The 26,620-nt window shown below is 67.5% G+C and carries 27 protein-coding genes and 1 tRNA gene; 12 read left to right on the top strand and 16 right to left on the bottom strand.

The window, feature by feature from the left end:
* Positions 1-28 precede the first annotated feature (28 nt).
* Positions 29-5,980, top strand: a complete 5,952-nt coding sequence (locus GGQ87_RS15520) for a calcium-binding protein (RefSeq protein ID WP_168044737.1) — start codon at positions 29-31, stop codon at positions 5,978-5,980.
* 189 nt (positions 5,981-6,169) lie between these two features.
* Entirely contained in the window at positions 6,170-6,328 is a 159-nt protein-coding gene (locus GGQ87_RS00255; RefSeq protein ID WP_168044736.1) for a hypothetical protein, read from the top strand.
* Here GGQ87_RS00255 and GGQ87_RS00250 read toward each other — a convergent pair.
* Entirely contained in the window at positions 6,325-6,669 is a 345-nt protein-coding gene (locus tag GGQ87_RS00250) for a hypothetical protein (RefSeq protein ID WP_168044735.1), read from the bottom strand. The genes GGQ87_RS00255 and GGQ87_RS00250 overlap by 4 nt on opposite strands.
* A 98-nt stretch (positions 6,670-6,767) precedes the next feature.
* Positions 6,768-7,733, bottom strand: a complete 966-nt coding sequence (locus GGQ87_RS00245) for a site-specific DNA-methyltransferase (protein WP_168044734.1) — start codon at positions 7,731-7,733, stop codon at positions 6,768-6,770.
* Positions 7,734-8,132: 399 nt separating this feature from the next.
* Here GGQ87_RS00245 and GGQ87_RS00240 point away from each other — a divergent pair, with 399 nt between their 5' ends.
* From GGQ87_RS00240 to GGQ87_RS00230, 3 genes are read left to right on the top strand one after another with little or no spacing between them, the layout of a single operon-like run.
* A complete protein-coding gene (locus GGQ87_RS00240; protein ID WP_168044733.1) occupies positions 8,133-8,390 on the top strand; it encodes a DUF3489 domain-containing protein in 258 nt (85 codons plus the stop codon).
* On the top strand, positions 8,387-8,800 hold the full coding sequence (locus GGQ87_RS00235) for a DUF2924 domain-containing protein (protein WP_168044732.1): 414 nt from the start codon (positions 8,387-8,389) through the stop codon (positions 8,798-8,800). Before GGQ87_RS00240 ends, GGQ87_RS00235 begins: the two co-directional genes overlap by 4 nt.
* 40 nt (positions 8,801-8,840) lie before the next feature.
* Entirely contained in the window at positions 8,841-10,454 is a 1,614-nt protein-coding gene (locus tag GGQ87_RS00230) for a recombinase family protein (protein WP_168044731.1), read from the top strand.
* 400 nt (positions 10,455-10,854) lie between these two features.
* Here GGQ87_RS00230 and GGQ87_RS00225 read toward each other — a convergent pair.
* Positions 10,855-10,944, bottom strand: a tRNA-Ser gene (locus GGQ87_RS00225).
* A 131-nt stretch (positions 10,945-11,075) separates the two neighbouring features.
* On the opposite strand from GGQ87_RS00225, the gene msrA reads away from it, so the two are divergent.
* Together msrA and GGQ87_RS00215 are read left to right on the top strand one after the other, a co-directional pair.
* Positions 11,076-11,726: a peptide-methionine (S)-S-oxide reductase MsrA gene (gene msrA, locus GGQ87_RS00220; RefSeq protein WP_168044730.1), complete on the top strand. Its 651-nt coding sequence runs from the start codon at positions 11,076-11,078 to the stop codon at positions 11,724-11,726.
* Positions 11,727-12,068 carry an MmcQ/YjbR family DNA-binding protein gene (locus tag GGQ87_RS00215; RefSeq protein ID WP_168044729.1) on the top strand — a complete coding sequence of 114 codons (342 nt, stop codon included), beginning with the start codon at positions 11,727-11,729 and terminating at the stop codon, positions 12,066-12,068.
* On the opposite strand, the gene GGQ87_RS00210 is transcribed toward GGQ87_RS00215, so the two are convergent.
* The 8 genes from GGQ87_RS00210 to flgF all read right to left on the bottom strand — a co-directional run bounded on the left by GGQ87_RS00210 (position 12,065) and on the right by flgF (position 18,438).
* Entirely contained in the window at positions 12,065-13,870 is a 1,806-nt protein-coding gene (locus GGQ87_RS00210; protein ID WP_168044728.1) for a DUF885 domain-containing protein, read from the bottom strand. The genes GGQ87_RS00215 and GGQ87_RS00210 overlap by 4 nt on opposite strands.
* Before the next feature lie 62 nt (positions 13,871-13,932).
* Entirely contained in the window at positions 13,933-14,445 is a 513-nt protein-coding gene (locus tag GGQ87_RS00205) for a hypothetical protein (RefSeq protein ID WP_168044727.1), read from the bottom strand.
* Positions 14,446-14,462: 17 nt separating this feature from the next.
* On the bottom strand, positions 14,463-14,891 hold the full coding sequence (locus GGQ87_RS00200; protein ID WP_168044726.1) for a hypothetical protein: 429 nt from the start codon (positions 14,889-14,891) through the stop codon (positions 14,463-14,465).
* A gap of 38 nt (positions 14,892-14,929) precedes the next feature.
* Complete coding sequence (locus GGQ87_RS00195; RefSeq protein WP_168044725.1) at positions 14,930-15,400, bottom strand: hypothetical protein; 471 nt, start codon at positions 15,398-15,400, stop codon at positions 14,930-14,932.
* Positions 15,401-15,555: 155 nt separating this feature from the next.
* Entirely contained in the window at positions 15,556-16,290 is a 735-nt protein-coding gene (flgH, locus tag GGQ87_RS00190) for a flagellar basal body L-ring protein FlgH (protein WP_168044724.1), read from the bottom strand.
* Between the two features lie 13 nt (positions 16,291-16,303).
* The gene (locus GGQ87_RS00185) at positions 16,304-16,903 is read right to left on the bottom strand and encodes a flagella basal body P-ring formation protein FlgA (RefSeq protein ID WP_342448274.1); all 600 of its coding nucleotides are present in this window, start codon (positions 16,901-16,903) and stop codon (positions 16,304-16,306) included.
* The gene (flgG, locus tag GGQ87_RS00180) at positions 16,900-17,688 is read right to left on the bottom strand and encodes a flagellar basal-body rod protein FlgG (protein ID WP_168044723.1); all 789 of its coding nucleotides are present in this window, start codon (positions 17,686-17,688) and stop codon (positions 16,900-16,902) included. The genes GGQ87_RS00185 and flgG overlap by 4 nt, the downstream gene beginning before the upstream one ends.
* Before the next feature lie 12 nt (positions 17,689-17,700).
* A complete protein-coding gene (flgF, locus tag GGQ87_RS00175) occupies positions 17,701-18,438 on the bottom strand; it encodes a flagellar basal-body rod protein FlgF (protein ID WP_168044722.1) in 738 nt (245 codons plus the stop codon).
* Between the two features lie 177 nt (positions 18,439-18,615).
* Here flgF and GGQ87_RS00170 point away from each other — a divergent pair, with 177 nt between their 5' ends.
* Genes GGQ87_RS00170 through GGQ87_RS00155 form a run of 4 tightly spaced genes read left to right on the top strand, consistent with a single transcriptional unit; the run spans position 18,616 to position 21,811 of the window.
* Positions 18,616-19,266: a flagellar basal body-associated FliL family protein gene (locus GGQ87_RS00170; protein ID WP_168044721.1), complete on the top strand. Its 651-nt coding sequence runs from the start codon at positions 18,616-18,618 to the stop codon at positions 19,264-19,266.
* A gap of 2 nt (positions 19,267-19,268) precedes the next feature.
* Positions 19,269-20,336, top strand: coding sequence for a flagellar motor switch protein FliM (fliM, locus tag GGQ87_RS00165; protein WP_168044720.1), 1,068 nt, complete (start codon positions 19,269-19,271; stop codon positions 20,334-20,336).
* Positions 20,336-20,887 carry a DUF6468 domain-containing protein gene (locus tag GGQ87_RS00160; protein ID WP_168044719.1) on the top strand — a complete coding sequence of 184 codons (552 nt, stop codon included), beginning with the start codon at positions 20,336-20,338 and terminating at the stop codon, positions 20,885-20,887. The genes fliM and GGQ87_RS00160 overlap by 1 nt, the downstream gene beginning before the upstream one ends.
* Positions 20,888-20,920: 33 nt before the next feature.
* The gene (locus tag GGQ87_RS00155; protein WP_168044718.1) at positions 20,921-21,811 is read left to right on the top strand and encodes a MotE family protein; all 891 of its coding nucleotides are present in this window, start codon (positions 20,921-20,923) and stop codon (positions 21,809-21,811) included.
* A 254-nt stretch (positions 21,812-22,065) separates the two neighbouring features.
* Here the strand turns inward: GGQ87_RS00155 and GGQ87_RS00150 are convergent, their stop codons facing one another.
* The 3 genes from GGQ87_RS00150 to folE form a co-directional block, all read right to left on the bottom strand.
* Complete coding sequence (locus GGQ87_RS00150) at positions 22,066-22,497, bottom strand: ExbD/TolR family protein (protein ID WP_168047171.1); 432 nt, start codon at positions 22,495-22,497, stop codon at positions 22,066-22,068.
* A gap of 163 nt (positions 22,498-22,660) precedes the next feature.
* Entirely contained in the window at positions 22,661-23,104 is a 444-nt protein-coding gene (locus GGQ87_RS00145) for a biopolymer transporter ExbD (RefSeq protein WP_168044717.1), read from the bottom strand.
* 172 nt (positions 23,105-23,276) lie between these two features.
* Complete coding sequence (gene folE, locus GGQ87_RS00140) at positions 23,277-23,900, bottom strand: GTP cyclohydrolase I FolE (protein WP_168044716.1); 624 nt, start codon at positions 23,898-23,900, stop codon at positions 23,277-23,279.
* A 115-nt stretch (positions 23,901-24,015) separates the two neighbouring features.
* Here folE and cysS point away from each other — a divergent pair, with 115 nt between their 5' ends.
* The gene (gene cysS, locus GGQ87_RS00135) at positions 24,016-25,425 is read left to right on the top strand and encodes a cysteine--tRNA ligase (protein ID WP_168044715.1); all 1,410 of its coding nucleotides are present in this window, start codon (positions 24,016-24,018) and stop codon (positions 25,423-25,425) included.
* A 482-nt stretch (positions 25,426-25,907) separates the two neighbouring features.
* Here the strand turns inward: cysS and GGQ87_RS00130 are convergent, their stop codons facing one another.
* Together GGQ87_RS00130 and GGQ87_RS00125 are read right to left on the bottom strand one after the other, a co-directional pair.
* Positions 25,908-26,120: a hypothetical protein gene (locus GGQ87_RS00130; RefSeq protein ID WP_168044685.1), complete on the bottom strand. Its 213-nt coding sequence runs from the start codon at positions 26,118-26,120 to the stop codon at positions 25,908-25,910.
* 12 nt (positions 26,121-26,132) lie between these two features.
* Positions 26,133-26,597 carry a hypothetical protein gene (locus tag GGQ87_RS00125; RefSeq protein ID WP_168044714.1) on the bottom strand — a complete coding sequence of 155 codons (465 nt, stop codon included), beginning with the start codon at positions 26,595-26,597 and terminating at the stop codon, positions 26,133-26,135.
* Positions 26,598-26,620: the final 23 nt, after the last annotated feature.

Raw genomic sequence — 26,620 nt, 5'->3', positions numbered from 1 at the left:
AACATTCTTTGTAAATGGGACTGGGCAGATGGCACGTGTAGAGCTGGGCATTGGCGACACCTCGCAAGAGTACGCCAACGATATGATCGGCCTGTCGATCGGCAGCCTTCTGGCCGGTCGGATCGACGAGGACTGGTGCACCGCCACCTACGCCTACGTCTTCTATCCGCCCTATCCTGAGCCCGGCGAGGAGCCCGATTCCTATTTCGCGCTCGGCGGCTTCGGCTTCACCTATTCCGGCACGCGTATAGTGGGGGGGACGGTCACACAGGCGGGCGAGGCTGAAGACGGCCAGCTTGTCTACCGCATCACGGGCCTGAACCTCAGCGCGCGTCAGGTTTACGACTGGATGGCAGCCGGCAATTCGGCCGCGCTTCTCAATGCAGTGCTCGCCGGCGACGATGTGATCGAGGGAAACATCAACAAGGACCGGCTGATCGGTCTGGCAGGTCGCGATGAGATCCACGGGCGGGGCGGCGACGACTGGCTTGAGGGGGGAGCCGGCGACGACAGGTTGTTCGGCGGCCTGAATAACGACAAGCTGTTCGGCGGCGCGGACAACGACACCTTCGCAGCCGCAGTGACCGCCGGCGAGTTTGACTTCGGCAATGACATCTACGACGGCGGCGCCGGGCTGGACACCGTCGAGTACCGGCTGGCTGCAGCCGCGGTGAACGTCGACCTGCACGCCGGAACCGCCACGGACGGATCGGGCGGTGCCGATACGCTGATCAGCGTCGAAAACGCGATCGGTTCAGCCAACGCCGACCGCATCCTGGGCAGCTCTCGCGCCGGCGAGATGGACAATCACCTCCAGGGTCTGGGGGGCAATGACGTGCTCGGCGGCGAGGCCGGCCGCGACACAATCGACGGCGGAGCCGGAACCGACACCGCCGACTACTTCCTGGCCTCGGCCGGCGTTGACGTCGATCTGCAGGTCTTCGGCTTTCAGGACACCCTCGGCGCGGGCGTGGATAGCCTCATCTCGATCGAGAATCTGCGCGGTTCGCACTTCGCCGACAGCCTCGTCGGCAACCAGGGCGTCAACACGCTCAGCGGAGGGATCGGCGGCGACACCCTCGTCGGCATGGGTGGCGCCGACCGGCTTGAGGGCGAGGACGGGGCTGACTTCCTGATCGGCGTCAATCCCGACGGCTCGGCTAGCGGGCAGGACGTACTGGTAGGCGGCGCGGGGTCTGACTTCTATCTGGTTGACGCCGGCGACCGGGTGACCGAGTTCGCTGCGGACGACGACGCGGTGGTGTTCCAGACCGCCCATCCGGTGGGTCGAACCATGGTGCACGTCAACACCGATGGGTCGCGCGACATACGCGCCTATGACGCCACCTTCACCACCTTCACCTCGGCCCGCCTCGACAGCGTCGCCGCCGGCACGCGCTTCGAGGCCGAGATTTACAACGGAGAAAACGGTTCGGGGGTCATGCTCACCCGCGCGGCTGGCCCCGTCACAGTTTTCGATGAGATTTCCTACAACGGGTCCGCCGCCTTCGCCGAGGCGGATCTCCAGTTCACGGGCATGATGGACTTCGGCCTCAACCTCTACGCCGGCCTCCTGTCGCCGGCGGGAGCGGCCAAGGCCGGCCCGTCCAATCCGGACGATCCCCAGGGAATTATCGAGCCCATCACCCTCGGCCTCGCCATCGGCTTCCTGGCCATCGCCATCGACCGCAAGGTGGTGAAGCATTTCGGGAGCTGGGGCGCACTGGACCAGGAACTCGGCGCCAGCGCCCGGGTCAAAGGCCTTGCCGAGGCGGCGACGAAGATCCTGCTGCTCGGCTATTCGCCGGGCGAGCGCCTCGAAGTCGCGATCGAACATCCCCAGAAGAACTGGTGGGATCCCTGGGCGGACGGGGTCAAGGGCGACGCACCGCAGAACGGCTCCGGGATGCTCGCATTGGTGACGCCTGAGGGGGATACCCAGGTCGGATTCGACATCCTGAAGCTGGCGATGACCAATGATCGGCTTGAGTTCCAGCGGCTGATCATGGAGGCGGCTCAAGAGGACGCGGCCGCGATTCAGGCCGTGCGCGAGGGTCGCGAACAACCGCGGAGCGATCCCAACGGCGATGAGACGCTCATCAACGCCGGCGGCCGCAACATCGACGCGGGTGGTGGCGATGATGCGGTGCACTGGGTGTCCTTTGGCGTTCGGGGCGCGCCGCCTGAAGTCTCGGCGGCGCCTGGCGAAGCGCCGCAAAGCGCGAACGACGGCAACCAGATCCTCAATGGCGGGACGGGCCAAGATACTCTGATCTATCTCGCTGACACCCAAGGCGTGGACGTCCAGCTGGGCCTGAACGGCGGCAATGGACGCGCGACGGGGGCTGCAATCGGGACCGATACGATCACCGATTTCGAAAACGTCTGGGGGGGCGCGGGCAACGACGTTCTGCGCGGAAACCAGGCCGACAACCATCTCTTGGGCGGCGGCGGTGACGACCGGATCATTCATTATTCGCTGGGCGGCGACCACGACGTTTACGACGGCGGCGCGGGCATCGATACGGCGGACTTCCGAGGCTACGTCGGCGTTACGATCGATCTGCTGGACAACAGCCGCAACAGCACCGGTTCTGGCGCCGGCTTTTCCAACTTCGACCTGACCCTCATCAGTATCGAGAACCTTATCGGCACCAATCTCGCCGACAACCTCTACGGCAATGACGCCGACAACACCTTCATGACGGTGGAGTGGGCTGTCGGTCAGGCCAAGACCACTACGCGGGATGTCGTCGACGGACGCGGGGGCAATGACACCGTGTCCTTCGCGGATCGAGAAGGGCCGATCCATTCGAGCGGGATTTCCGCCTATCGGCTGGACAACCAGCCCGGCGGTACCGTCATTGGCGCGCTCAGCATGACCTCGGTGGAGAACTGGATCGGCTCGCGCTTTGGCGACAGCCTCAGTGGGACCAATGTCGCCAACCGGATCGACGGTGCCGCTGGCAACGACGAACTTTGGGGATATGGCGGCGACGACATCCTCATAGGGGGCGACGGCGTCGATCAATTCGACGGCGGAGACGGCTGGGACATGGCCGTGATCGGCGGAACGGTCGCCGTCACCGTCGACATGAACGCGGCTCGCGATTCCAGTGGCTGGGTGACCTGGAGCGGTGAGCGCTTTCGCTCGATAGAAGCCGTCGTCGGCGGGTCCGGCGCGGACCGCTTCACCGGCTCGACGGGCGACGACTATCTGGACGGCGCGAGCGGCGCCAACATCATCAGCGGCGGCGCTGGAAACGACCGGCTGTTCGGCCAGGGAACGCTGAACGGCGGCGACGGCGCCGACGTTATCAAAGGCTCCCTCACGGCTTCAGGGGTCATGCATGGCGATGCCGGGGACGATCTCATCAGCGGTCAGGGCAGCCTGTTTGGCGACGCGGGAAACGACACGATCGACGGGGCGACCGGGGCTGATGTGCTCGATGGCGGCGACGGCGCCGACATTCTGCGCGGCGGCGCGGGCGACGACAGCCTGAACGGTGGCGCTGGGATCGATCGTCTGGAAGGCGGTGATGGCCGGGATACTGTGATCTTCGGGGCCTCGGCAACCGCGGTGGCGGTCGATCTGGCGGCCGGGACGGCAAGAGGCGCAGACGGCCTGGCGGACATTCTTGTTTCGATCGAGAACGCCAGCGGCGGCGCCGGAAACGACACCCTCTCCGGGTCGGCCGAGGCAAACACGCTGAACGGTGGGGCGGGCAACGATGCGCTCACCGGCCTCGGAGGCTCGGACATCCTTCAGGGCAGTGTCGGCGATGACGGCCTCGACGGCGGGGCAGGCGACGACACACTGACCGGAGGCGCCGGCGCCGACACCTTGAACGGCGGCGACGGAATGGACACGGCCACCTTCAACGGCCTCCGCTCCGGTTACGTGATTTCGACGAGCGCTGGCGTGACCACCGTGTCAGGCCCAGACGGAGTCGATACCTTGAGAGGGGTCGAGCGACTTCAGTTCTCCGACGGTTTCTTCACGCCCGAGGGCGCGCCATTCCCGACAACGGTCAATGGCACCGCCGGCGCTGACGTTCTGGTCGGCACCACAGGGGTCAACAACATTACTGCCGGAGCGGGCGACGACACGATCACGGGTCTGCAGGGGAATGACACCATCGACGGCGGTGCAGGGATCGATACGGCGGTCTTCGCAGGCCTGCGCTCGGCCTATACCGTCTCGACCGTGGGCGCGACGACAACGGTCAGTGGCCCGGATGGCGTCGACACCCTCACGACAGTCGAGCGGCTGCGGTTCGACGACATGACTTTGGTCGTGGGCGCCGGCGGCGGCCAGTATCTCGGAGGAACCAATGCGGCTGAGACTCTCGCCGGTGCGGGCTTCGCCGACGAGATCGAAGGGTTTGGCGGCTCCGATACCTTGAACGGCGGCGACGGCGACGACGTTCTTCGGGGCGGCGCGGGCGTGGACGTCCTGAACGGCGGCGCCGGCATCGACACGGCGGATTATTCCACCGCCGCGGGGGCCGTGAACGCCCAGCTGAACGCCAACAGGTCGACCAACGACGGCGACGGCGGGACCGACACCTTCACGGGCGTCGAGAACCTGACCGGCTCGGCCTTCAACGACACCCTGATCGGCGACGGCGGCGCAAACGTGCTGCGCGGCGGGCTGGGATCGGACACCCTGCTGGGCCTCGCGGGCAATGACGTGCTGTGGGGCGGCTCCGGCGCGCTCAACGCCCTCCAGGGCGGGCTCGGCGACGACACCTATGTGCTGGAGGCGGCGGATTCGGTGTTCGAAGCCGCGGGCGAGGGGACCGACACCGTCGATGCGCGGATCGGAACCTATGTGCTGGCCGTCAATGTCGAGAACCTGATCTTCGGCGGCGTCGGAAACTTCACTGGCACCGGCAATGCGGCGGCCAACGTCATGACCGGCGGCGCGGGCGACGACGTGCTGCGCGGCCGCGGCGGGGCCGATGTGATGAACGGCGGCTCGGGAACCGACACGGCGGACTACACCCTGGCCGCGGCGGCGACGGTGATCCGGCTGGACCTGCAGCGGGCCACCAACGACGGCGACGGGGCCACCGACACCTTCACCTCGGTCGAAAACGCCATCGGTTCGAACTACAACGACGTCATCTACGGCGACGCCAACGCCAACGTCATCCAGGGCGGCATCGGCTCGGACGTCCTTGTCGGCGGCGGCGGCAACGACATCCTGATGGGCGGCTCGGGCGGGGTGAACAACCAGCTGCAGGGCGGGACCGGAGACGACCTCTACATCCTGGACGCCTTCGACACGATCGTGGAGCTGGCCGGCGAAGGGATCGACACCGTGCAGGCGCGGGTCGGTTCCTACACCTTGGGCAATAACGTCGAGAACCTGTTCTACACCGGGCCCGGCAGCTTCGTGGGCAGCGGCAACGCCCTGAACAACACCATCACCGGCGGCGCTCTGGACGATATCCTGCGCGGCGGCGGCGGCAACGACACCATCAACGGCGGTCTGGGTAGCGACGAGCTGCAGCTGCGCGGCGTCGCCGCCAACTACACCATCACGGCCGAAGGCGCGGGCTGGCGGATCGTCGACAGCGTCGCCGGCCGCGACGGCTCAACCTTCGTCACCTCCATCGAGGTGCTGCGCTACGCCAACAACACCACCACCACCCTGACCTACGGCGCTCCGGCCCCGCTGGAGCCGGCGGCCAAGGATGGGGAAATGCTGGTTCTGCCGACGCTGGTGGACGATGGCTTGGTCCTGCCGGCCATCGCAGACGATCAGCCCCTCGTCCTGCCGGGCGCCGAGGCGCTCAAATTCGCCGACGAACCGCTGGTTCTGCCCGGAGCCGACGAGACGGGACCGCTGTTCCTCGGGCTCGAGGCGCGGCTGGAGGGTCATCAGTCGTTCTTCGGCGACTGGATGATGACGCTGGATCCGGACGGTCAGCTGGCCGGCCTGCCGGCCTATCGCGAGAACGGCTGGTTCTGAGGCCCTGGAGCTTGAGCAATGTTTGATTTCCATCCTCAGGGGACGTGTGCATCCGGTCGGCTACGGCATGTGGCCCTTGCCGGATGGGGCGCTGACGATTGTGCAGAGCGGCGGGAAGGGGGCGGCTATTCGGCCAATGAATAGCGGCCTGGTGCTCCTGCTGCTGTCGTTCCCGCGCGGAGCCTAGCCTTGCTGACACTGTTCAGGGTGTTCGCGGTTGTGGTCGCCATCGGCGTGGTGGCGCTCATCAGCATAGCTGAACTGCCGGGCTTGCTAGCTGTTCTGGTCGCGGCGAGCGCGGGTGTCGCGCTAGCCCTCATCCGCGCCGGAATGGACCGTAAGCCCTAGGCGTCGTCGTCCTCGCGCTTCTCGTCCGGCTTCTTGTCGCGCTTAGACCTGAAGTCCTCCAGCGACTCGGCGGAGAACACTTCCGTCGCGGGGCGAGCGCGCGCGAAGTCCTCGGCGGTCAGGGTGGGGATGTCAGTGTCCTCGGAGGCTTCAACACCGACTGCGGGGTCCGCTTTTTCTGGCTCCGACAGAACGAACGGCAGAATTTCGCCCTTCAGGTCACCGCTGAAGTAGTCGAGCGCGCGCTGCACCTCCAGATGGTTGAATATGCCGGCCGTGGCAGCCAGAGAGCCGATCACCTGATAGGCCTCACCGGCGACGTCCTCTGCAGTTTTGGGCATGCTTCAATCACCGCTTTTGATTCGGGTGTCGCAGTTGACGCCCTCATAGGTCCAGACGTTCGAACGATCGCGACCGTGCTTTCCCAACTCAACCCGGTTCAGGTGGAGGCTCCACGCTTGCGGAACAGGAAGATCAGTTCGTGACGGGAGCGGTAAAAGCTGCCCATACCGCCAGCCTTCTTGTCCCAGACGATCAGATTCAGCCGCTCCAGACCCACTGCCTTGGCGGCCGCCAGCGTGTGCTCAAGGTGGCGGTGATCCATGCAGTAGTAGAGGAGGCCTCCGTCGATGAGGTTCTCGCTCGCCCGTCGCATTACCTTGGTCGAGAACTCGGTGAACTCGCCATCCGTCATCTCGCCTGACGCCATGACGAACTCGCCATGCTTGCCGCCGCTGGTGACGTGGCCCGCGACGGCGACGTTGTATGGTGGGTCGGTGAAGACCACCCTGACCTTCTCGCCAGCGAGCAAGGTCACGAAGCTGTCCGAGGCGGTGGCGTCGCCGCAGAGGAGGCGGCCCTCACCGAGTTCCCACAGGTCGCCGACGAGGCTGACCACGTCATCGGTCAGGGCCGGGATCGCGTTCTCGCGTGCGTCTCCGCTCTCGCCGCCAAAGATGATGCTGTCGATCTTGGGGGCCGAGAAGCCTGTGAGTTCCAGGCTGAAGCTCAGATCCAGGCCGGCCAGCTCCTTCAGCTCGATCTTCAGTGTCTCCTGATCCCAACCGGCGAGCTGGCCCAGCTGGTTCTCCGCGATAGCAAAGACACGGCGCTCGGCGTCCGACAGGTGGGTGATCCGGATGCAGGGCACGTCGGTCATGCCAATCAAGCGGGCGGCCTCGACGCGACCCTTGCCGCATATGATCCGGTTCTCACCGTCGATCAGAACCGGGACGAGAAAGCCGAACTGCCGGATGCTAGCGCCCATGACCTCCAGCACACTCTTCTTGCGAATCCGGAGTTGGCGACTTCCAAGCACGAGCTCGGCGATGGGAAGGTTCTCGACCGCCAGGCGGACCGAGGGAGGGATTTGTTGGGCGATGGTTTGGGCGGGATCGGTCGACATGATGTGCTCTCCTGATGATCAGGCGCAGGTCCGCGATCGCGCAAAAGCGCGTTGGCGGCGGGCGCCGGTAAGGGGTGATGGGAAGGGTGCGGAACCGATCAGCGGTGTTCAGCCGCGCGCCGGAAACTACGGACTTCCAATGTGGGGGAGGGCGCTACAGCGCCAAAGGGCCTAGCCCAGAACCAGGACCCTCGGGTCCACCAACAAGAGCACAATCAAGACTACAGCCACTCGGCAATCCCCAGATGGTGAGGCGTAGCCTGAGGACAAGGCGGAGGATCGCTTATTCGACTGGACTAGCGCTGCACAGCAAGCGGTAGTGATCCCGTTCCCGCCCGGCAGTCCGGGCTCGGCTCAGTAGGGCGCAACCTCGCGCTCTTTAACCGAAGGAACGTCACCATGTCCCGCAAAGCCAATACCGAACCCGCCGCCCCAACCCCGCGCGCCCTGTCCAAACTCGACCGGCTGGTCACCATGCTCCAGCGGAAGAATGGAGCCGACATGCCCGCCATGATCGAGGCAACCGGTTGGCAGGCTCACTCGATCCGCGGGGCCATAGCCCGAGCCCTGAAGAAGCGCGGCCATACCGTATCGAGCGACAAGGATGGCGAGCGACGAGTCTGGCGGATCAGCGCCCCGACGGAGCCCGTTCAATGATGGAGGGCCTGCGCGAAACGCTGGCCAGCCTCACGGCCATGGACATCGAGGGGCTTCGTGCGGTGTGGCGTGAGCGGCTCGGCGAGCCGCCCCCGGTGCGCTCGACCGACATTCTTCGCCGGTCTTTGGCTGAAGCGCTGCAGATCGAAGCCGGCGGCCAGTCGGTCGCCTTGGACAAACGGCTGTCCCGCGCGGCGAGCCAACACCGGACGGGCAAGAAGCCCCGGCTGCGGACTTCGACCTTCCAACCGGGATCGACCCTGATCCGGGAATGGCAGGGCGTGCGCCACGAGGTCGAGGTCCGGCCGGATGGCTACGTCTGGCAGGGCCAGAAGCACGCGAGCCTGTCCAAGGTCGCTCGCCTGATCACCGGGGTTCGCTGGAACGGGCCCCGGTTCTTTGGACTGTGAGAGGGAGCCTCGGCATGAGCCCGACTGGCCGCACCCTCCGTTGCGCGATCTACACGCGCAAGAGCACCGAGGAGGCCTGGAGCAGGACTACAACTCGCTGCATGCCCAGCGCGACGCCTGCGCGGCCTATGTGCTCTCCCAGGCGGGCGAAGGCTGGACCCTTCTGCGTGATGTGTATGACGATGGCGGGTTCAGCGGGGGCAACATGGCTCGGCCCGGCTTGAAGTGTCTGCTCGATGACGTCGAGGCCGGGCTGATCGACGTGGTGGTGGTTTACAAAGTAGATCGCCTGACCCGCGCCCTGACTGACTTCTCCCGCATCGTGGATGTGCTCGACCGGGCCGGCGCGAGCTTCGTCAGTGTGACCCAAGCCTTCAACACCACCACTTCCATGGGACGCCTAACGTTGAACGTCCTCCTGTCATTCGCCCAGTTCGAGCGGGAGGTCACGGGGGAGCGGATCCGGGACAAGATCGCGGCTTCGAAGAAGTTGGGGATGTGGATGGGGGGAAACCTCCCGCTGGGCTATGACGCCGCCGGCCGCACCCTGACGATCAACGAGGCCGAGGCCCAAACGGTGCGCTGGATTTTCCGGCGCTACCTTGAGGTGGGCTCAGCCCACAAGATCGTCCAGGAGCTTGAGGCGGCGGGTGTCGTATCCAAGAGTTGGTCCACCAAGGCGGGCGTGCTGAGGGGTGGGCGCAGGATTGACCGGGGGGCGCTGTTCCACATCCTGCACAATCGGACCTACGTTGGAGAAATCCCCCACAAGAAGACCAGCTACCCCGGCCAGCATCCCGCCATCGTGGATCGGGACCTGTTCGATGCAGTCCAGGCACGATTGGCCGAGAACGACCTCAAGACGAGGAAGCCCGGCGAGGTGCGGCGGCCCCAGAAAGGTGCGCCGTTCAAGGGCATCATCTTCGATTCCGCCGGCAATCGCATGACGCCGCTCAAGGCGGCGCGGCCCGGCAAGACCACCTACCGGTACTATGTCTCGAGCCCGATCCAGGCCGGGCGGCGTCAGAACCTGGGCGCCGTGACACGCGTCTCGGCCCACATCGTCGAGGAGATCGTGGCCCGTCGCCTGCACGAGCTGAAGCTGTGTATCCAGACCGAGGCGTCGCCGGACTGGTCGGCGATCCGTAACCTGATCGACCGCGTCGAAGTCACGAGCGACGCCGTTACCCTCCAGTTCGATGAGGCGATGCTTGAGCAGGCAAGCCGCAATCTGGGACCGCAGGACCGGATTTCGATCGACCGGCTTGAGCGCCGGGGACCCGACCGGATTCTGACCATCCCGGTCCGGGTCGTGAAACGCGGCGGGGCCAAGGTGGCCATCGGGCCGGATGGCCAGTCCGCGATCCATCACCGCGCCACCGACCCTGCGCTCAGCGCCGCCCTGATCCGGGCCGAGGCCTGGAAGCGCCAGCTGCTAACGGGCCAGACAAAAACCCTGAACCAGATCGCCGACGCTGAAGGCGTGACCGCAGCCTACGCCGCCCGCACCATCCGCACGGCGTTCCTGGCTCCGGACCTGAAGGCGGCGATCCTCGATGGATGCCTGCCGGCCGGCCTGACGCTGGAGGCGGTCACCCGCCAGGAGATGCCCCTCGACTGGGAAGCGCAGCGCCGTCTCTACGCTGCCGGCTGAGACCCAGACGCGGGATCCCTGATCCGGCAGAGCGCTTCCCTGTTCCTCTGAAAATATTCCCTGTTCGCCGGTGGGAAATTCCCTGTTCCTGTTACGGGAAAAGGAAGGGGAGCTCGCCTGAAATCCCAGTCGTAGCGGGGCGTTTCGGGTTGCGACGATGAGCGTTCGGATCGAAAATTCGAGCGATTTCCCTGTACTTCCCTGTTTTCAGGGATAGGCGCCAGGCAGCGGAAAACGACCCGTCGCCTGGCGAACGGAGACGGCGGCGGCAAAAACGGGGTGTTGCAGGCGAAATCCCACGATCAGAGACGGGCTGTCCGTCTCCGGGTTCGGCGAAGGCACGGTAATGTCGGGGTTATTTCCCGGGTTACAGGGACCCGGCGGTTATTCAGGAAGTGCGTGGCGGACAGAGAGGGATTCGAACCCTCGGTAGGCTTTCACCTACACACGCTTTCCAAGCGTGCGCGATCGACCACTCCGCCACCTGTCCGTTTCCACGACCTGCGTGAACGCCGGAGGTCGATCCGGCGAGGGGCGCTGATTAGAACAACCGGCCCCCCTCGGCAAGCGCCGCCGAACATCCCATATAGGCCTCGAACGTTCGATCCCCGGAGGCCCGCCATGCTGTTCAAGAAATCCCACGAAATGCCCACGCCTGAAGCCGCCCTTGCGGGGCGCGACCAGCCGGTCCGCACCGACGAGGTCCACTACGTCAACGGCCGTCCGCTGAAGGGTCCGCACCCGGAGGGGTTCGAGACCGCCGTGTTCGGCATGGGCTGTTTCTGGGGCGTGGAGCGGGTGTTCTGGCAACTGCCGGGCGTCTGGGTCACCGCGGCGGGCTACGCCGGCGGCTACACCCCCAATCCGACCTATGAGGAAACCTGCACCGGCCTGACCGGCCACACCGAGGTGGTGCAGGTGGTCTTCAATCCGCAGGAGATCAGCTACGCCGAACTGCTCAAGACCTTCTGGGAAAACCACGATCCGACCCAGGGCATGCGTCAGGGCAACGACGTCGGCACCACCTACCGCTCGGCCATCTATTATCTGAACGACGAACAGAAGGCCGAGGCCGAGGCGTCGCGCGACGCCTATCAGTCCGCCCTGCGCCAGGCGGGTCGCGGCGACATCACCACCGAGATCGCCCCCGCCGGGCCCTTCTACTTCGCCGAGGACTACCACCAGGCCTATCTGGCCAAGAACCCCGCTGGCTACTGCGGCATCGGCGGCACGGGCGTGACCTGCCCCATCGGCGTCGGCGTCGAGGCCTAGATGGACCGGGCGGGGGTCGGCAGGGTCTGCCTGGCGTTGCCGGCGACGACGCTGGACCATCCGTTCGGCGAGCACCACGACGCCTACCGCGTCGGCGGCAAGATCTTCGCCATGGTCGGGGAGAGCGGCGGCATCTCGTTCAAGGTCTCGGACATCGCCTATGAGGTGCTGACCGAAACCGGCCACGCCCGCCCCGCGCCCTATATGGCCCGCAACAAATGGGTAAACCTGCCGCGGATCGACGACTGGGCCGACGACGAACTGTCCGAGCATCTGGCCATCGCCCACGGCATCGTCGCGGCGAAACTGACGAAGAAGGCGAGGGCGGCGCTGGGTCTCTAGTCCGCCGGCCGCGCCTGCTCCTCCGCGATCCAGCGATCCATCCGCTGGTCCAGCAGCGCAAGCGGCAGGGGTCCGTCCACCAGCAGGGCGTCGTGGAAGCGGCGCACGTTGAACCGGTCGCCCAGCGCCCGCTCGGCCCGCGTCCGGATCGCCCGCAGCCGGATCTCGCCGATCTTGTAGGCCGTCGCCTGACCGGGCCAGCCGATATAGCGCTGCAGCTCCGTCTCGATATTCAGCGGCGCCAGGGCCGAGTTGTCGCGGAAACAGGCGCGCGCCTGTTCGATGTCCCACCCCAGCCAGTGGATGCCCGTGTCCGCCACCAGGCGGCAGGCCCGCCACATCTCGTAGCTCAGCCGTCCGAACCGCTCGTAGGGCGTCCGGTAGAAGCCCATCTCCTCGCCGAGGAACTCCGCATACAGGCCCCAGCCCTCGGTGAAGGCGGTGACGTCGACGCTCTTGCGGAAATAGGGGCCTTCCTCGGCCTCCTGCTGCAGGGCGATCTGGATGTGGTGGCCGGGCACCGCCTCGTGCAGCGTCAGGGCCGGCAGTTCATACAGCGGCCGCTGGTTCAGCGCCGAGGTGTTGACCATGTAGCCGCCCGCAACGCCGTTCTCCATCGAGCCGCCGAAATAGCGCCCGGTGGTGTAGTTGGCCTCGATTTCCGCCGGCACGGGACGGACCCCATAGGGCGTGCGGGGCAGGGTGCCGAACAGCGCCGGCAGGCCGTCGTCGGCCCGCTTGGCCATTTCCGACGCCTTCTCCAGCAGGTCCTCGCGGGTGGTCGAATAGAACTGCGAATCGCTGCGCAGGAAGGCCAGGAACGATGCGAAGTCGCCGGTCCAGCCCGCTGCCTTCATCTCGGTATCCATCCGCGCCCGGATGCGCGCGACCTCCTCGAGACCGATCTGGTGGATCTGGTCGGGCGTCAGGTCGGTCGTGGTGTAGCCCTGGACGAAGAAGGCGTAGAGATCGCGCCCGCCCGGCCGGTGCACCAGACCGAGGCTCTCGGGCGCGCGGGGCAGGTAGTCCTCGCGCAGGAACCGCGCCCACTCGCGTCGCGCCTCCATCACGCCCCCGGCCACCGCAGCCTGCGCCCGCGCGCGCAGCAGGGCCTGTTCCTCCGCCGGGATCGAGGCGGGCAGGGTGGCGAACGGCTTCAGTAGCGGATCGGTCTGGGCCGTATAGGCCGTCTCCGGCTCCATCAGGGTCAGGGCGTTCTCGACGATCGAGCGCGGCTGGACCAGCCCGCTGTCCAGCCCGCGCCGGGCGCTGGCCAGCTGGTCGCGATAGAATTTCGGCAGGGCCTCCAGCCGGGCGATCCACGCCTCGGCGTCCTCGCGTCCCGTGATGCGGGTGACGCTGGCGATATAGGCGGCCGACTGTCCCGGCCCGCCCTCCGAGTTGAAGGCGCCGATCCGGTCGGTATCCAGCGGGATACGGCTCAGCGACCGCTGCAGCACCCAGCCGAGGAAGGCGTGGTTCAGCCGGTCGTCGTCGCTCAGCCTCGCCGGATCGATGGCGGCCAGCCGGTCAGCGAACGCCTTCAGCACCGGCGCCTGCGCCAGCTCGAAGGCGCGCGACACGTCGGGCAGCCGGGCCAGCGCCTCGCGGTCCCCCTCGAACCCGGCCGAAATCGGGTCATTGGCCCGCAGATAGACCTCGTAGTCGGCGAGGACGGCGGCGAGGGCGGGGTCCTCGGCGTTGCGGGCGACCGACGGCGGCGTCTGCAGGGCAGGGCCGGCCAGCGCGGGCGCGGCGGCGGCGAACAGGGCGGCGGCCCCGATGGCGATCACGGTCTTCATGGACGTCCCCCTCGAACAGGCGCGGACTGCACCGGACGCAGGCCCGCCCGTCAAGCCGGGGATCAGCCGCAGAAGGCGAAGAACCGTTCGATGCCGTCCGCGGATTCCGGATGCGGCGCATAGGCCTCGCGCTGTCCGTCGCGCCACTGCGCCAGCCAGCCTACTCGGCGGAACCGCTGGAACACCGGCTCGGCGGCGGACGCCTCGGCGCTCAGAAAGACGCCTTCGTTCAGCTGGGACGGCTCGGCCTCCGCCGGGAATCGCTCCGTCTCGCCGCCGGATTCGACATGGATCTCGGCCTTGGCGCCCTTTTCGGCCATGGCGTTCAGCAGCAGCCGCCCCGTCGACCGCGCGCACTCCATTCCCAGCTTCAGATCGTCGCTCTCCGCCAGCCCATAGGCCAGCCGGGCGTTTTCCTCGTCCGCATGGAAGAACCAGTCATAGCCTGCGACGGGCTGCGGGGCGCCGCTGCTTCCGCCGGTGACGGGAAGCGGCGCGGGCGTCGGCTCGACGGTCGTGCAGGCCGAGGCCGCGAGGGCCAGGCCCGACAGGAGGAGCATGGCAGGGGCGCGCATCAGGTGTCTCCGGGCGGTCAGCCCGAGCACAGTTCGGCGAAGCGGCGCAGTTTAGCAAGGTGGGGCCGGGGAACCTCGACGGCGCTCCGGCTCTCGCCGACCGCCACCGACAGTCGGCCGTCCGCTGTGAAGGCCGCGAACACCGGATGATCGGTCCGCAGCGCCATCTTCAGTCCCCCGCGCTCCGCGGTCGATTCCGTCACGGCCGAGGCCTCGCCCGCCATGACCCGCGCCATCCCTGCCTCGCCGTTGGCGCCATACAGGGTCACGCGAGCGACGCCCGTCCCCGGATCGCACTCGGCGGTGAAGCGCAGATTGGGCGTGTCCGGAACCTCGTTGGCCAGCGCCACGCGGGCTTCATCGGCATAAAGCGTCCACGTCCAGGCCGTTTCCGGCGGCGCGGCCTGCATCGCCGTCAGGGCGAGGCCGGCAAACATGACGATCATGGTTCAGCCCCCGCTGAAGGTCCGCTCACAGGATGAGATCAGACCGCTTCGCTTCCGCAATAGGCGAAAAACTCGCGCACGAGGCGCCGTTCGTCGCCGCTGGCGGTCAATTCGAAGTGACCGGCGTCGCCCTCGACCGCTAGCTTGCCGCTGCGGGCCAGCTTCTGCAGGGACGGATCACGCAGCGAAATCCGGGTCTCGTCGGCCATGCCGCCGCTCAACGGGTCGATCGGCGCGGCCGTCATCGAGGCCTTGACCAGGCGCGGGGTATCCGGCTGCACGTCGCCATAGACGACCGCCTGCGCCTGTCCGGGCTCGCAGGTCATCATCAGGGCCAGCTGGTCGGAGTTCGCCATGCCGTAGGCCAGCTTGGCCATCTCGCCCTCGTGGCTCAGATGCCAGCTCATCGCCGACGGCCCCGTCTGGATGTCGGCGTTGTTCGCCTGCGACTGGGCGGCGGCCGCGATCAGCCCAAGGGCGGCGACGGCGGGGATGGCGAATTTGAACATGGAACGGTGCTCGCGTCTGGAGGGCCAAACGCCGGTTTCCGTTAACGGTTCACGGCTCCGCTGGAGGAAATGTCGATCTTCGACAATTGAAACTCCCCGGACACGGTCCGGGGCGTCCAGTTCCTGCCGTCGCCGGGGCTGTCGCCCGAGGCGGATCAGAACGGGCTGAAGCGCTCGACCAGCGACTGGGCCGCCGGGGTCGCCTGCACCCGGCTGATGTCGCCGCGGCCGCCGTAGCTGATGCGAGCCTCGGCGATCTGGGTGTGGGCGATGGTGTTGGCCGAGCTGATGTCCTCGGGGCGCACGATGCCCGCGACGGTCAGTTCGCGGACTTCGCGGTTGGTGCGCACTTCCTGCCGGCCCTGGATCACCAGATTGCCGTTCGTCAGCACGTCGGTGACGACGGCGGCGATGGTCAGGCTGACTTTCTCGGACCGGTTCACCGAACCCGAGCCGTTGGCGTTCAGCTCGCCTTCCATGCCGACCATGTTGGCCGGGTCGAAGCCGCCGGGGAAGGCCCGGCCCAGGCTGTTCTCGAGGCCCAGGAAGTTGCTGATGCCCGTCGAGATGTCGTTCGAGCGGCTGCGCTGGGTCGAGTTCTGGGTCTGGGCGCGATCGTCGATGTCGATGTTCACCGTCAGGATGTCGCCGATCCGGCGCGCCCGCTGATCGCCGAAGAAGGTGCGGGTCCCGGTGCGCCACAGGCTGTTGGCGCTGGCGGCGCGTTCGGCCTGCTGCTGTTCGGGGGAGGGCAGATAGACCTGGTTGGTGGGCACCAGGGCGGCCGGATAGCCGATGGGGGCCAGTTCCGGGCCACGCACCGCCTCGATGGCGGTGGAGCAGGCTCCGAGGGACAGGGCGGCGGCGGTGACGATCAGAACGGTGCGCATGGGTACTGTTTCCCTATCGGGCGGCAAGCTGTTGGGTGCGGAAGGCGTGGGCGGCCGGGCCGGCGACGGCCTGGCCGGGGGCGGTGGCGACGGCGTCGATGGTGCGGCCGGACTGCAGGTTGCGGATGGCGATACGCTGCCCCTCGGCGGCGTTGCCTTCGGCGCGGCCGGCGATGGTCAGGCGCACGCCGCCGGCCTCGTAGGCGACCTCGACGATGTCGTTGCGGCTGATGATCCGCTCGGCATAGGCGGCGCGGCCCGGAGCCATGCGGACAGGCGTGGGAGCGGCGGCGGCGGGCGCTGCGTTATTCGTCGCCGGCGTCGAAGCCGGCGCTGCCGCGGCATGCCGGACCACCACCCGGCGCAACCCGGTCGGATTTGCCCAGTCGAGTCCCGATTGACGCGCGATGGCCTGAAGTTGACCGGCCTCGAACACCACGGACGGGCCCGAACGGGCGCCGATCACCACGCCGGCGGCCGATCCGGCCCCGTCGAACAGGTCGCCCAGGGTGATCCGGCCGTCTTCGTCCACCGGATTGGCCTTCAGGGTGACCGGGCCGGCGAATGCGGGACCGGCCAGCAGCAGTCCGGCGGCCAGGATCAGGAGCTTCACGATTTCACCTGGCCGGCGACCGACAGCATCTGGTCGGCGGTGGTGATGACCTTGGAGTTCATCTCATAGGCCCGCTGGGCGATGATCAGGGCGCTGATCTCAGACACGGCGTCGACGTTGGACGCCTCGGTGTAGCCCTGCAGCAGCTCGCCGAAGCCGACCTCGCCGGGCGTGCCGACATTGGCCGGGCCGGATGCGGCGGTCTCGAGCAGCAGGTTGTCGCCGACGGCTTCCAGCCCCGCCTCGTTGAAGAAGGTGGCCAGTTCCAGTTGGCCGACGACCTGCGGTTCGGTCTCGCCCTGGGTGATGACCTGCACCTGACCCGACTTGGAGATCGAGACGTCGATGGCGTCCTGCGGGATCGAGATGTTCGGCTGCACCGCATAGCCGTCGTCGGTGACCAGCTGGCCTTCGCCATTGACCGAGAAGTTTCCGGCGCGGGTGAAGGCGGTCTCGCCGGACGGCATCAGGATCTGGAAATAGCCGCGCCCGTCGACGGCGATGTCGTAGCGGCTGCCGGTCTGGGTCGGCGTGCCCTGTTCGGTGACGCGATAGACCGAGCCCGCCTTGACGCCGGCGCCGATCTGGATGCCGGTCGGGATCACCGTGCCCTGACTGGACGACTGCGCGCCCATCCGCTCGATGTTCTGGTACAGCAGGTCCTGGAACTCGGCGCGCTGACGCTTGAAGCCAACGGTGTTCATGTTGGCGATGTTGTTGGAGATGACCTCCACGTTCAGCTGCTGGGCGGCCATGCCGGAAGCGGCGGTCCTGAGCGCTCTCATGTCCTGCTCTCCTTAAGCGGCCCGCCCGAGGCGCTCGACGGCGCGACGGGACAGGTCGTTGGTGTTTTCGATCATCCGGGTCACGCTCTCGTAGGCGCGCTGGATCTCGATCAGATTGGTGATTTCGAGGATCGGATTGACGTTGGAGCCTTCCAGCATCGCCTGCCGGATCTGCACGTCGTTGGCGGTGGCCGGGGTAGCGTTGGAGGCGTTGCGATACAGGCCGTCGCCGCCCTTCTCGAGCACGGCGAGGCTGTCGAACCGGACCACGCTGAGGCGACCCACCGGCTGCCCGTTCTGGGTGATGGTGCCGTCCGCCGCGACCGCAGGCTGGCCCAGCAGGGGATCGAGGATGATCTCGCCGCCGTCGCCCTGAACCGCCGCCCCGCCTTGCGTCGTCAGCCGGCCTTCGGGGTCGAGGGTGAAGGCCCCGTCGCGGGTGTAGGCGTCGCCGGCCCCGTCCTTCAGGGCGAAGAAGGCGCCCTCGCCCTCGATGGCGAAGTCCAGCGTGCGGCCGGTCTGTTCCAGCGCGCCCTGGCCGAAGTCGCGGCCCACGCCCTGATCCATGACGAAGCTGACGCCCGGCCGGACAAAAGCGTTGCGGGCCCGCTCGCCGACCTCTTCGCCGAGCAGCAACTGCTCGACCTTGAAGCCGGTGGTGTCCGCATTGGCGATGTTGTTGGCCACGATGTCGAGCTCGCGGCGCAGCGTCATCTGGCGTGACAGTCCAACATAGGCGGCGTTTTCCACGGGCGGCTCCTTTCGCCCCAAGCCCTTCGCAACGGTCGTGCCAACAGGGTCAACCCAAGCGGGGCGGGTGTTTCAGCCGCAAAGCTGCCCATGGCGCCCGGCAGGATTTGCCGGTTCTTAGCGCCTCGTTAACCAAAAACCGCTCGAATGGATCGAGAGATTCTCGGGGCGCGTGGCATGTTCAAATTCGGCAAGAAGAAGGGTGCGGCGGCGAGCGAAGACGCCGCCCTGCCGGCCGTCACCGACGGCGAGACCGTCGACGGGGACCTCGACGCCGCGCCGAAGAAAAAGAAGCTGCCGCTGCTCTTCATCGTCATCCCCGCCGCTCTGGTGGTGCTGGGCGGGGGCGGGGGCGCGGCCTTCTTCCTCATGCAGCCCAAGGCCGAGGCGGCCGAGAGCGGTGGTCACGGCGCCGAGAAGAAGGGCGGCCACGCCAAGGCCGAGAAGAAGAGCGGGGGCCACGGCGCCGCCGCCGGCGCAGAGGCGAACCCGGCCCTGGGCGTCATCGCCGAGGGCCCCGACGGCGTCACCTTCTACACCCTGCCGGACATGGTGGTGAACATCCAGGCCGCCGACGGCCGGCCCACCTTCCTCAAGCTGAAGCTGACCCTCGAGATGCAGGATGCGGCCCTCGCCGAGCAGCTGCAGTCCGAGATGCCGCGGATGCAGGACATGTTCCAGACCTTCCTGCGCGAGCTCACCGCCGACGATCTCGCGGGCTCCGCCGGAAGCTTCCAGCTGCGCGCCGAGATCCTGCGCCGCGTCAACCTGATCGCCGCCCCCGGCAAGGTCGACGCCGTGCTGATCGAAGAAATGCTGGTGAACTAGGCATGACCGACGCGGCCTTCGCCGAAAGTCCCGATCCGCTCGCCGAGCCCGATCCCCTGGCCGAGGCCGAGGCGCCGGTCATGTCCGAACGGGTCCTGAACCAGGACGAGATCGACAGCCTGCTCGGCTTCGACCTTGGCGAGGACGACGGCTCCGAACGGTCCGGCATCCGGGCCATCATCAACTCGGCCCTCGTTTCCTACGAGCGGCTGCCGATGCTCGAGATCGTCTTCGACCGCCTCGTGCGGCTGATGACGACCAGCCTTCGCAACTTCACCTCGGACAACGTCGAGGTCAGCCTCGACAACATCTCGTCGATCCGCTTCGGCGACTACCTCAACTCCATCCCCCTTCCGGCCATCCTTGCGGTCTTCCGGGCCGAGGAGCTCGACAACTACGGCCTGCTGACCGTCGATTCGAACCTGATCTATTCGATCGTCGATGTCCTGCTGGGCGGCCGCCGGGGCACCGCCGCCCTGCGCATCGAGGGCCGGCCCTACACCACCATCGAGCGGGTGCTGGTCCAGCGGATGGTCGAGGTCGTGCTGGCCGACGCCCGCGCCGCCTTCGAGCCCCTGACCCCGGTCCACTTCAACCTCGACCGGCTTGAGACCAACCCGCGGTTCGCCGCCATCGCGCGCCCGGCCAACGCCGCCATCCTGGTAAAGCTGCGCATCGACATGGAAGACCGCGGCGGCCGTATCGAGCTGCTGCTGCCCTACGCCACCCTCGAGCCCATCCGGAAGATGCTGCTGCAGCAGTTCATGGGTGAGAAATTCGGCCGCGACAACATCTGGGAAGGCCACCTGGCCACCGAACTCTGGACCACCGGCACCGAGGTCCGCGCGGTCCTCGACGAGCAGCAGATGCCGCTGTCCAAGGTGCTGAACCTCAAGGTCGGCGACACCCTGATGCTCAACGCCACCCCGGATTCGGAGATCTCGGTCCGCGCTGGCTCGATCCCGCTGACCACCGGGCGGATGGGCCGCAAGGGCCAGCATATCGCCGTCCGCGTCGAGGCTCCGATCGACGTCGACACTGCCTCCAGCCTCGCGAAGGGAAGACGCTGATGACCGGCATGATCCTCGACGGCGTTCTGATGCTGCTGCTGGTCGCCGCCCTCGGCTACGGCGTGCGGCTCGAGCGCAAGCTGACCGCCCTGCGCGAGGGCCAGCTGGCCTTCGCCTCGGCCGTCACCGATCTCAACGCCGCCGCCGGCCGGGCCGAGTCCGCGCTCGCTTCCCTGCGGGCCTCCGGTCAGGAAACCGACCTGCTGCACGACCGCATCGTCAAGGCGCGCGAGGTCAAGGCCCAGCTCGAAGCCCTCATCGCCCGCGGCCCCGTCACCGCTCCGGTCGCCGCTCCTGCGCCCGAGCCGGTCCGCGAAGCCGCTCCGCTCCGCCTCGCCCCCACCGCCGCCGTACCGGAAGACGACGAGCGGGCCCTGCGCATGGCCGCTCTCGCCGAGCGCATCCAGGGCCTCGCCACGCCCGCGAAGGCCCGGGCTCCCGGCGGCAACAACGTCGCCGCCATCCTCGGCGCCATGACCGCTAACCAAACCGCGAAGCAAAGCCTCAACCGCGCCCGTCGCAGCCTCGACGAAGACCTGTTCGCCGCCTGATCCCGCGGTCACCCTCCTTTCGAGTTCCCGATCATGAGCAAGATCCCCCGCCTGCTGCCCCTGATCGCCATCGCCATCGGCGGGGTGGTCGCCGTCCGCGCCGTCGGCGTGGCGCCCGGCCTGTTCGAAGGCGCCAAGGCCTGGGCCGAGGAGGCCGTGCCCGCCGCCGCCCCCGCCGCTCCGGCGCCCGCCGTCTGCGCCCTGACGCCCGAACAGCTGGCCCAGCAGGCCGGCATCTCGCCCGCCGAGTTGCGCATCATCCAGTCCCTGTCCGCCCGCCGCACCGAGCTGGACGCCCGCGACGCCGACCTCGCCGCCATGCTGCCCCTGATGGCCACGGCCGAGCAGAAACTCGACGCCAAGGTCGCCGCCCTCGCCACCGTCAAGGCCGAGGTCCAGGCCCTGCTCGGTCAGGTCGGCGAGCGCGAAAAGGCCGAGGTCGATCGTCTGGTCGCCGTCTATTCCGCCATGCGTCCACGCGAGGCGGCCCGGGTGTTCGCCACCCTCGACGACAGCGTGCGCCTGCCCGTCGCCGCCGCCATGCGCCCGCGCTCCCTCGCTGCCGTCATGGCCCAGATGGATCCGGCCGCGGCCCGTGTTCTCACCGAGAAGCTCGCCGGCCGGTTCGCCGCCCAGCGTCAGCTCGCCGCCCGCGCCGCCGCCGCCGCCGAGGGTCCGGCCGTCGCCGCGCCGGCTCCGGCCGACACCGCCGCGACGGAGGCTCCCAAGCCGACCACGGCCGCGCCGCCCGCCGCCCGTCCCGCCAGCCGTCCGCCGGCCCGCCGTCCCGCCGCGCGCCCGGCGGCCCGCACGCCCGCTCCGGCGCCCGCCCAGGCTGAACCCGCCGGCGAACGGCCCTATCAGCCGACCGCCGCCGCCGCCACGCCGCCGGCGCCCGAGCGCCCGCGCCAGTCGGTGCAGTAGCTCCCGCCCCCAACTTTCGTCATCCTCCGGCAAGGCGCCTCAGCGCCGCGACCGGGGGACCCAGCGGCGCCGCAGGCGATCTGTTCAGGCAGGCTGTATCCGACAGCATGTCCGCGACAGGTTCGCGCTCTCGCGCGCCGCTGGGTCCCCCGGTCTCGCGGGGCTCGCCGGAGGATGACGAAAGCTGTGATGCGCAAGGAAAAAGGGCCGCCTCCCTGCGGAAGCGGCCCCTGATCGTTGAACGGCCGTGACGCCTACTCGATATCCTCGTTGAGCAGGCCCACCTGGGTGAAGCCGGAGCCGTAGAGGCCGTTCATCACCGCCATGAACCGCTCATAGGGCACCTCCGGCTCCGCGCGGACGAACACCCGCTGTTCCCGGCACGGGCCGCCGCCCAACGCCGCGCAGACGTCCGCGGACAGGCTGGCCAGCGAGGACTGTCGGTCGGCGATGTAGATCGAGCCCGACTCCTGAACCGTGATGTAGACCGGCTCCTTCTGGGGCGTGTCGGGAGCTTTCGGCGGCGGCAGGTCCAGCTTCATCGACACCGTCGCCATCGGCGCCGCGACCATGAAGATGATCAGCAGCACCAGCATGATGTCGACGAACGGCGTGACGTTGATGTCGGCGTTCTGTTCGATCGTCTGACCCGCGCCGCCGTCGGCGCCTGAAAGTTTCGAGCCCATCCTGTCGTCCTCCCTGTCGCCCGGCGCGACATCGCGACGGTGCATGAGGATGTCGGGCCCGTCCCGCGACTTTTGTGCGGCCCGGGAATGGCTGGATCGCGGCCATGAAAAAGGGCCGCCTCCCTTCGGAAGCGGCCCCTGATCGTGTGAACGGGCGTGACGCCTATTCGATGTCTTCGTTCAGCAGACCGACCTTGAAGAAGCCTTTGCGCTGCAGCTCGTTCATGACTTCCATGAACTGGTTGTAGGTGACTTCCGGGTCGGCGCGCACGAACACGCGCTCCTGCTTGCAGGCCGGATCGCCGCCGCCCAGGGCGGCGCAGACGTCGGCGGACAGGCCTTCCAGCGTCGTCTGCTGGGTGGCGATGAAGATCGAGCCGGTTTCCTGGATCGTGATGTAGACCGGATCCTTCTGCGGCGCGTCAGGCGGCGGCGGCACGGCCGGCGGCAGGTCGAGGCGGATCGAAACGGTGGCCATCGGCGCGGCGACCATGAAGATGATCAGCAGCACCAGCATGATGTCGACGAACGGCGTGACGTTGATGTCGGCGTTCTGTTCAATGGTGTGGCCCTTGCCACCACCCGGTCCGGAAAGTTTGGCGGCCATCCGCTTTGGTTCTCCATCAGGCCCGACGCGACACGCGGCGAGCGACGCTTAAAGCTTCGGTTCGTCTCTTGGCGTCCCGGGCCCGGCTTGTAAAGCGGGTTCAGGTGGAAGTCGGTTCCCTCGCGGGTTCCGCAAACAATTTACGCCTCTGAGGCGAGCCGCTTCAGCCCGATCAACGACCCTGGGCGAGCTTGAGGAACCGGTCCTTCAGCGCCGCGTCGGTCTTGAAGTCGCCAGTGAACCGGGTGGTGATGGTCGAAACGTGGCGGTGATGCACGCCGCGCGTCGTCATGCACTGGTGTTCGGCATCGATCAGCACCGCGACGCCCGCGGGCTGCAGGTGTGATTCGATGGCCCCGGCGATCAGCTGGGTCAGGGTTTCCTGCGTCTGCAGCCGGCGCGAGAAGATCTCGACCACCCGGGCCAGCTTGGAAATGCCGACGACCTTCTCGTTCGGGATGTAGGCGACGTAGGCCTTGCCCAGGAACGGGGCCATATGGTGCTCGCAGTGGCTCTCGACCTCGATGTCGCGCAGCAGGACCATGTCGTCATAGCCCTGAACGTCCTCGAACGTCCGCGACAGCTCCTTGGCCACGTCGGCGTCGTAGCCGTCGAACCATTCGCCATAGGCGTCGACCACCCGCTTGGGCGTGTCGATCAGGCCCGGACGGTCCGGGTTGTCGCCGGCCCAGGCCAGCAGTGTCCGGACGGCCTTCAGGGCCTCCTCGCGCGACGGGCGCAACGTGGCGGGATCGTTGTCGCCGACCAGAACGGGCTTGGCGGGAGTGGGGCTCATGGGACGGTTCTCGAACGCGCGGCTTTGTAAGTCGCGGGGGACTGTTTATCAGCTTGGCGGCGTATATGGGACCGCCAGTCCGTCCCGCAAGAAAACTCTCCCGCAAAGTCTCCCCATGCCGCTGACGATTTACGACACCCTCCACCGCGAAAAGCGCGTGTTCGAGCCCCGCGATCCGGAGCGGGTGACCCTCTACGTCTGCGGCCCGACGGTCTACGACTACGCCCACATCGGCAATGCCCGCCCTCCGGTCGTCTTCGACGTGCTGGTGCGGCTGCTGCGGCGCGAGTACGGCGCGGACAGGGTGATTTACGCCCGCAACGTCACCGACGTGGATGACAAGATCAACGCGAAGGCGGCGAGGGAAGGGACCCCCATCGGCGAGGTCACCTCCCGCTACGAGGCCGCGTATCTCGAGGACATGGGCCGGCTGAACGTCTCGCCCCCGGACATTGCGCCGCACGTCACCGATCACATGGACGCCATCGTCGCCCAGATCGGCGCCATCATGGATCAGGGCTGCGCCTATGCCGCAGAGGGTCACGTCCTGTTCGACGTCTCCTCCTACGAGACCTACGGCCGCCTCTCGGGCCGCAACCTCGACGACATGATCGCCGGCGCCCGCGTCGAGGTCGCACCCTACAAGAAGAACCCGCACGACTTCGTCCTGTGGAAGCCGTCGAAGGAAGGCGAGCCCTCCTGGCCGTCTCCGTGGGGCGAGGGCCGCCCCGGCTGGCATATCGAATGCTCGGCCATGATCGAGGAGACGCTGGGCCTGCCGATCGACATCCACGGCGGCGGCATCGATCTGGTCTTCCCGCACCATGAGAACGAGATCGCCCAGGGCGTATGCGCCCACGGCCACGCCCATGAGCCCTTGGCCCATGCCGAATACAGCCGCTACTGGATGCACAACGGCTTCCTGACCGTCGACGCCGAGAAGATGTCCAAGTCGATCGGCAACGTCCTGCTGCTCCACGACCTCGTCCAGTCGATCCCCGGCGAGGTGGTCCGTTGGGGCCTGCTGTCGGCCCACTACCGCCAGCCGCTGGACTGGAACCCGTCCCTGCTGGAGCAGAGCCGCAAGGCGCTGGACCGGCTCTACGGCGCCCTGCACCGCGCAGCCGCCGTCGAGGCGTCCACGGACGAACCCCCGGCCGACTTCCTCAAATCCATCGAGGACGACCTGAACACGCCCGGCGCCATGGCGACCCTGTTCGCCCTGTCCAGCGAGATCGAGCGGGGGATGACGGCCGGCGACCAGGGGGTCGTCGCCCGCGCCAAGGGCGAACTGATCGCCGCCGCCGCCATTCTGGGCGTGCTCCAGTCCGATCCGGGCGGCTGGCTCGAAGGCGAAGTCACCGACGACCTCCGCACCGAGGTCGAAGCGCTCCTCGAACAACGCGCCGCCGCCCGCGCCGCCAAGGACTGGCCCGAAGCCGACCGCATCCGCGACCGCCTCAACGCCCTCGACGTCGTGGTGATGGATGGCCCGACGGGCGCGACCTGGCGGGTGAAGGGGTAGGGGATATGCGTCTCCTCCCCGTTCGCCACTTGCGAATGGGGAGGGGGACCATTCCGGCGACTCAGCCGGAATGGTGGAGGGGTGGAGGGGGATCGCATGCGATCTAACGACGACCGGAGCGTGGTCTATCGCCCCTCCACCATGCTTCGCATGGTCCCCCTCCCCATCGCTGCGCGACAGGAGGAGACGGGCATGACGCTGTGCTTACAATCCGCGTTTGTATAGTCGGATAGCGCGGACAAACCCCCGCCTTTCCAGCCACTTCCGCGTTTCTCAATCCGATCTTCTGCGCACGCTATCCCGCGGCCGTATAATGCGCGCGTTCACCTCCGCCGCCGGTCTTTGACAATCCAGCCCGCCCGCACCGCCCAAGGTGCAGCAACCGCCGCATCGCGCTCAAAACGTTCAGAAATTCGGGCAAAACCGACTCTACGGACTCTTCGGACCCAATTTTTCCGGTTTATACCCGGGCAAAACTCGCCTCAGGTGATCCGTTTCACGCTGACCGGATCGCTCGCCGGGAAGGTTTCTTCCACCCCCTCGTCCACCAGCGCCTCCTGCCGGTTTTCGGCGTCGCGGTCTTCTTCGCACAGCTGGTCGGGCTTGCCCGTTCCGGGGCTGGCGCGGCGAGCGGCGGCCACGTCCTCCGGGTGGGCCTGCTGATGGTCGGTCCGGGCGTCGTGATCGGTGGTCATGCTCTGCGCTCCTCAGTTTTCCGGATGGTCTTCGTCGCCGTCCGGGCCGTAGCCGAGGTCCGCGATGTCATCGTCCGAGAGGTTCTTGGCTTCCCAGTGGGCGGCGCTGGACTGGGCCCCGCGCACGTCTTCCATCAGGCCGGAATAGACCAGCTCGACCTCGTCATGGGTCTGCAGGTCGCCGCCGCCGGCGTCGATCTCGGTCAGTTTGGCGCCGTCGACGCCGTACAGCTCGTCCGCCTCCGGCTCGACGCCTGAGGCCGACAGCGAATCCGCGGCCGAGTCCTCGATGTCCAGATCGTCCAGGTCTTCCTCGTCCGCGTCACCGGCCGCGGACGTCACGTCCAGCACGTCCGGCAGTTCCTCGAACGTCTTGAACTCGTTGGTCACCGCGCCGGCGTCAGCCTCGTCGAAATTGTCCTCGTCGAAGACTTCCGACTGGTCCTGGTCGTCCTGGGTCGCGTCGAGGTCCGGCATCTGAAATCTCCCTGTCTTCGGGA

The organism is Brevundimonas alba (assembly GCF_011927945.1).
Lineage (GTDB): Bacteria > Pseudomonadota > Alphaproteobacteria > Caulobacterales > Caulobacteraceae > Brevundimonas > Brevundimonas alba.
Note: the sequence above shows the minus strand (reverse complement) of the source record. Positions and strands in the feature narration are given on the sequence as shown.

Excerpts from the sequence above, each read along its gene's own strand:
- GGQ87_RS15520 (WP_168044737.1), top strand. The coding sequence starts at position 29 with ATGGCACGTGTAGAGCTGGGCATTGGCGACACCTCGCAAGAGTACGCC.
- GGQ87_RS00250 (WP_168044735.1), bottom strand. The coding sequence starts at position 6,669 with ATGCCCAAAACTGCAGAGGACGTCGCCGGTGAGGCCTATCAGGTGATC.
- GGQ87_RS00245 (WP_168044734.1), bottom strand. The coding sequence starts at position 7,733 with ATGTCGACCGATCCCGCCCAAACCATCGCCCAACAAATCCCTCCCTCG.
- GGQ87_RS00240 (WP_168044733.1), top strand. The coding sequence starts at position 8,133 with ATGTCCCGCAAAGCCAATACCGAACCCGCCGCCCCAACCCCGCGCGCC.
- GGQ87_RS00235 (WP_168044732.1), top strand. The coding sequence starts at position 8,387 with ATGATGGAGGGCCTGCGCGAAACGCTGGCCAGCCTCACGGCCATGGAC.
- msrA (WP_168044730.1), top strand. The coding sequence starts at position 11,076 with ATGCTGTTCAAGAAATCCCACGAAATGCCCACGCCTGAAGCCGCCCTT.
- GGQ87_RS00215 (WP_168044729.1), top strand. The coding sequence starts at position 11,727 with ATGGACCGGGCGGGGGTCGGCAGGGTCTGCCTGGCGTTGCCGGCGACG.
- GGQ87_RS00210 (WP_168044728.1), bottom strand. The coding sequence starts at position 13,870 with ATGAAGACCGTGATCGCCATCGGGGCCGCCGCCCTGTTCGCCGCCGCC.
- GGQ87_RS00205 (WP_168044727.1), bottom strand. The coding sequence starts at position 14,445 with ATGCGCGCCCCTGCCATGCTCCTCCTGTCGGGCCTGGCCCTCGCGGCC.
- GGQ87_RS00200 (WP_168044726.1), bottom strand. The coding sequence starts at position 14,891 with ATGATCGTCATGTTTGCCGGCCTCGCCCTGACGGCGATGCAGGCCGCG.
- GGQ87_RS00195 (WP_168044725.1), bottom strand. The coding sequence starts at position 15,400 with ATGTTCAAATTCGCCATCCCCGCCGTCGCCGCCCTTGGGCTGATCGCG.
- flgH (WP_168044724.1), bottom strand. The coding sequence starts at position 16,290 with ATGCGCACCGTTCTGATCGTCACCGCCGCCGCCCTGTCCCTCGGAGCC.
- flgG (WP_168044723.1), bottom strand. The coding sequence starts at position 17,688 with ATGAGAGCGCTCAGGACCGCCGCTTCCGGCATGGCCGCCCAGCAGCTG.
- GGQ87_RS00170 (WP_168044721.1), top strand. The coding sequence starts at position 18,616 with ATGTTCAAATTCGGCAAGAAGAAGGGTGCGGCGGCGAGCGAAGACGCC.
- fliM (WP_168044720.1), top strand. The coding sequence starts at position 19,269 with ATGACCGACGCGGCCTTCGCCGAAAGTCCCGATCCGCTCGCCGAGCCC.
- GGQ87_RS00160 (WP_168044719.1), top strand. The coding sequence starts at position 20,336 with ATGACCGGCATGATCCTCGACGGCGTTCTGATGCTGCTGCTGGTCGCC.
- GGQ87_RS00155 (WP_168044718.1), top strand. The coding sequence starts at position 20,921 with ATGAGCAAGATCCCCCGCCTGCTGCCCCTGATCGCCATCGCCATCGGC.
- GGQ87_RS00150 (WP_168047171.1), bottom strand. The coding sequence starts at position 22,497 with ATGGGCTCGAAACTTTCAGGCGCCGACGGCGGCGCGGGTCAGACGATC.
- GGQ87_RS00145 (WP_168044717.1), bottom strand. The coding sequence starts at position 23,104 with ATGGCCGCCAAACTTTCCGGACCGGGTGGTGGCAAGGGCCACACCATT.
- folE (WP_168044716.1), bottom strand. The coding sequence starts at position 23,900 with ATGAGCCCCACTCCCGCCAAGCCCGTTCTGGTCGGCGACAACGATCCC.
- cysS (WP_168044715.1), top strand. The coding sequence starts at position 24,016 with ATGCCGCTGACGATTTACGACACCCTCCACCGCGAAAAGCGCGTGTTC.
- GGQ87_RS00130 (WP_168044685.1), bottom strand. The coding sequence starts at position 26,120 with ATGACCACCGATCACGACGCCCGGACCGACCATCAGCAGGCCCACCCG.
- GGQ87_RS00125 (WP_168044714.1), bottom strand. The coding sequence starts at position 26,597 with ATGCCGGACCTCGACGCGACCCAGGACGACCAGGACCAGTCGGAAGTC.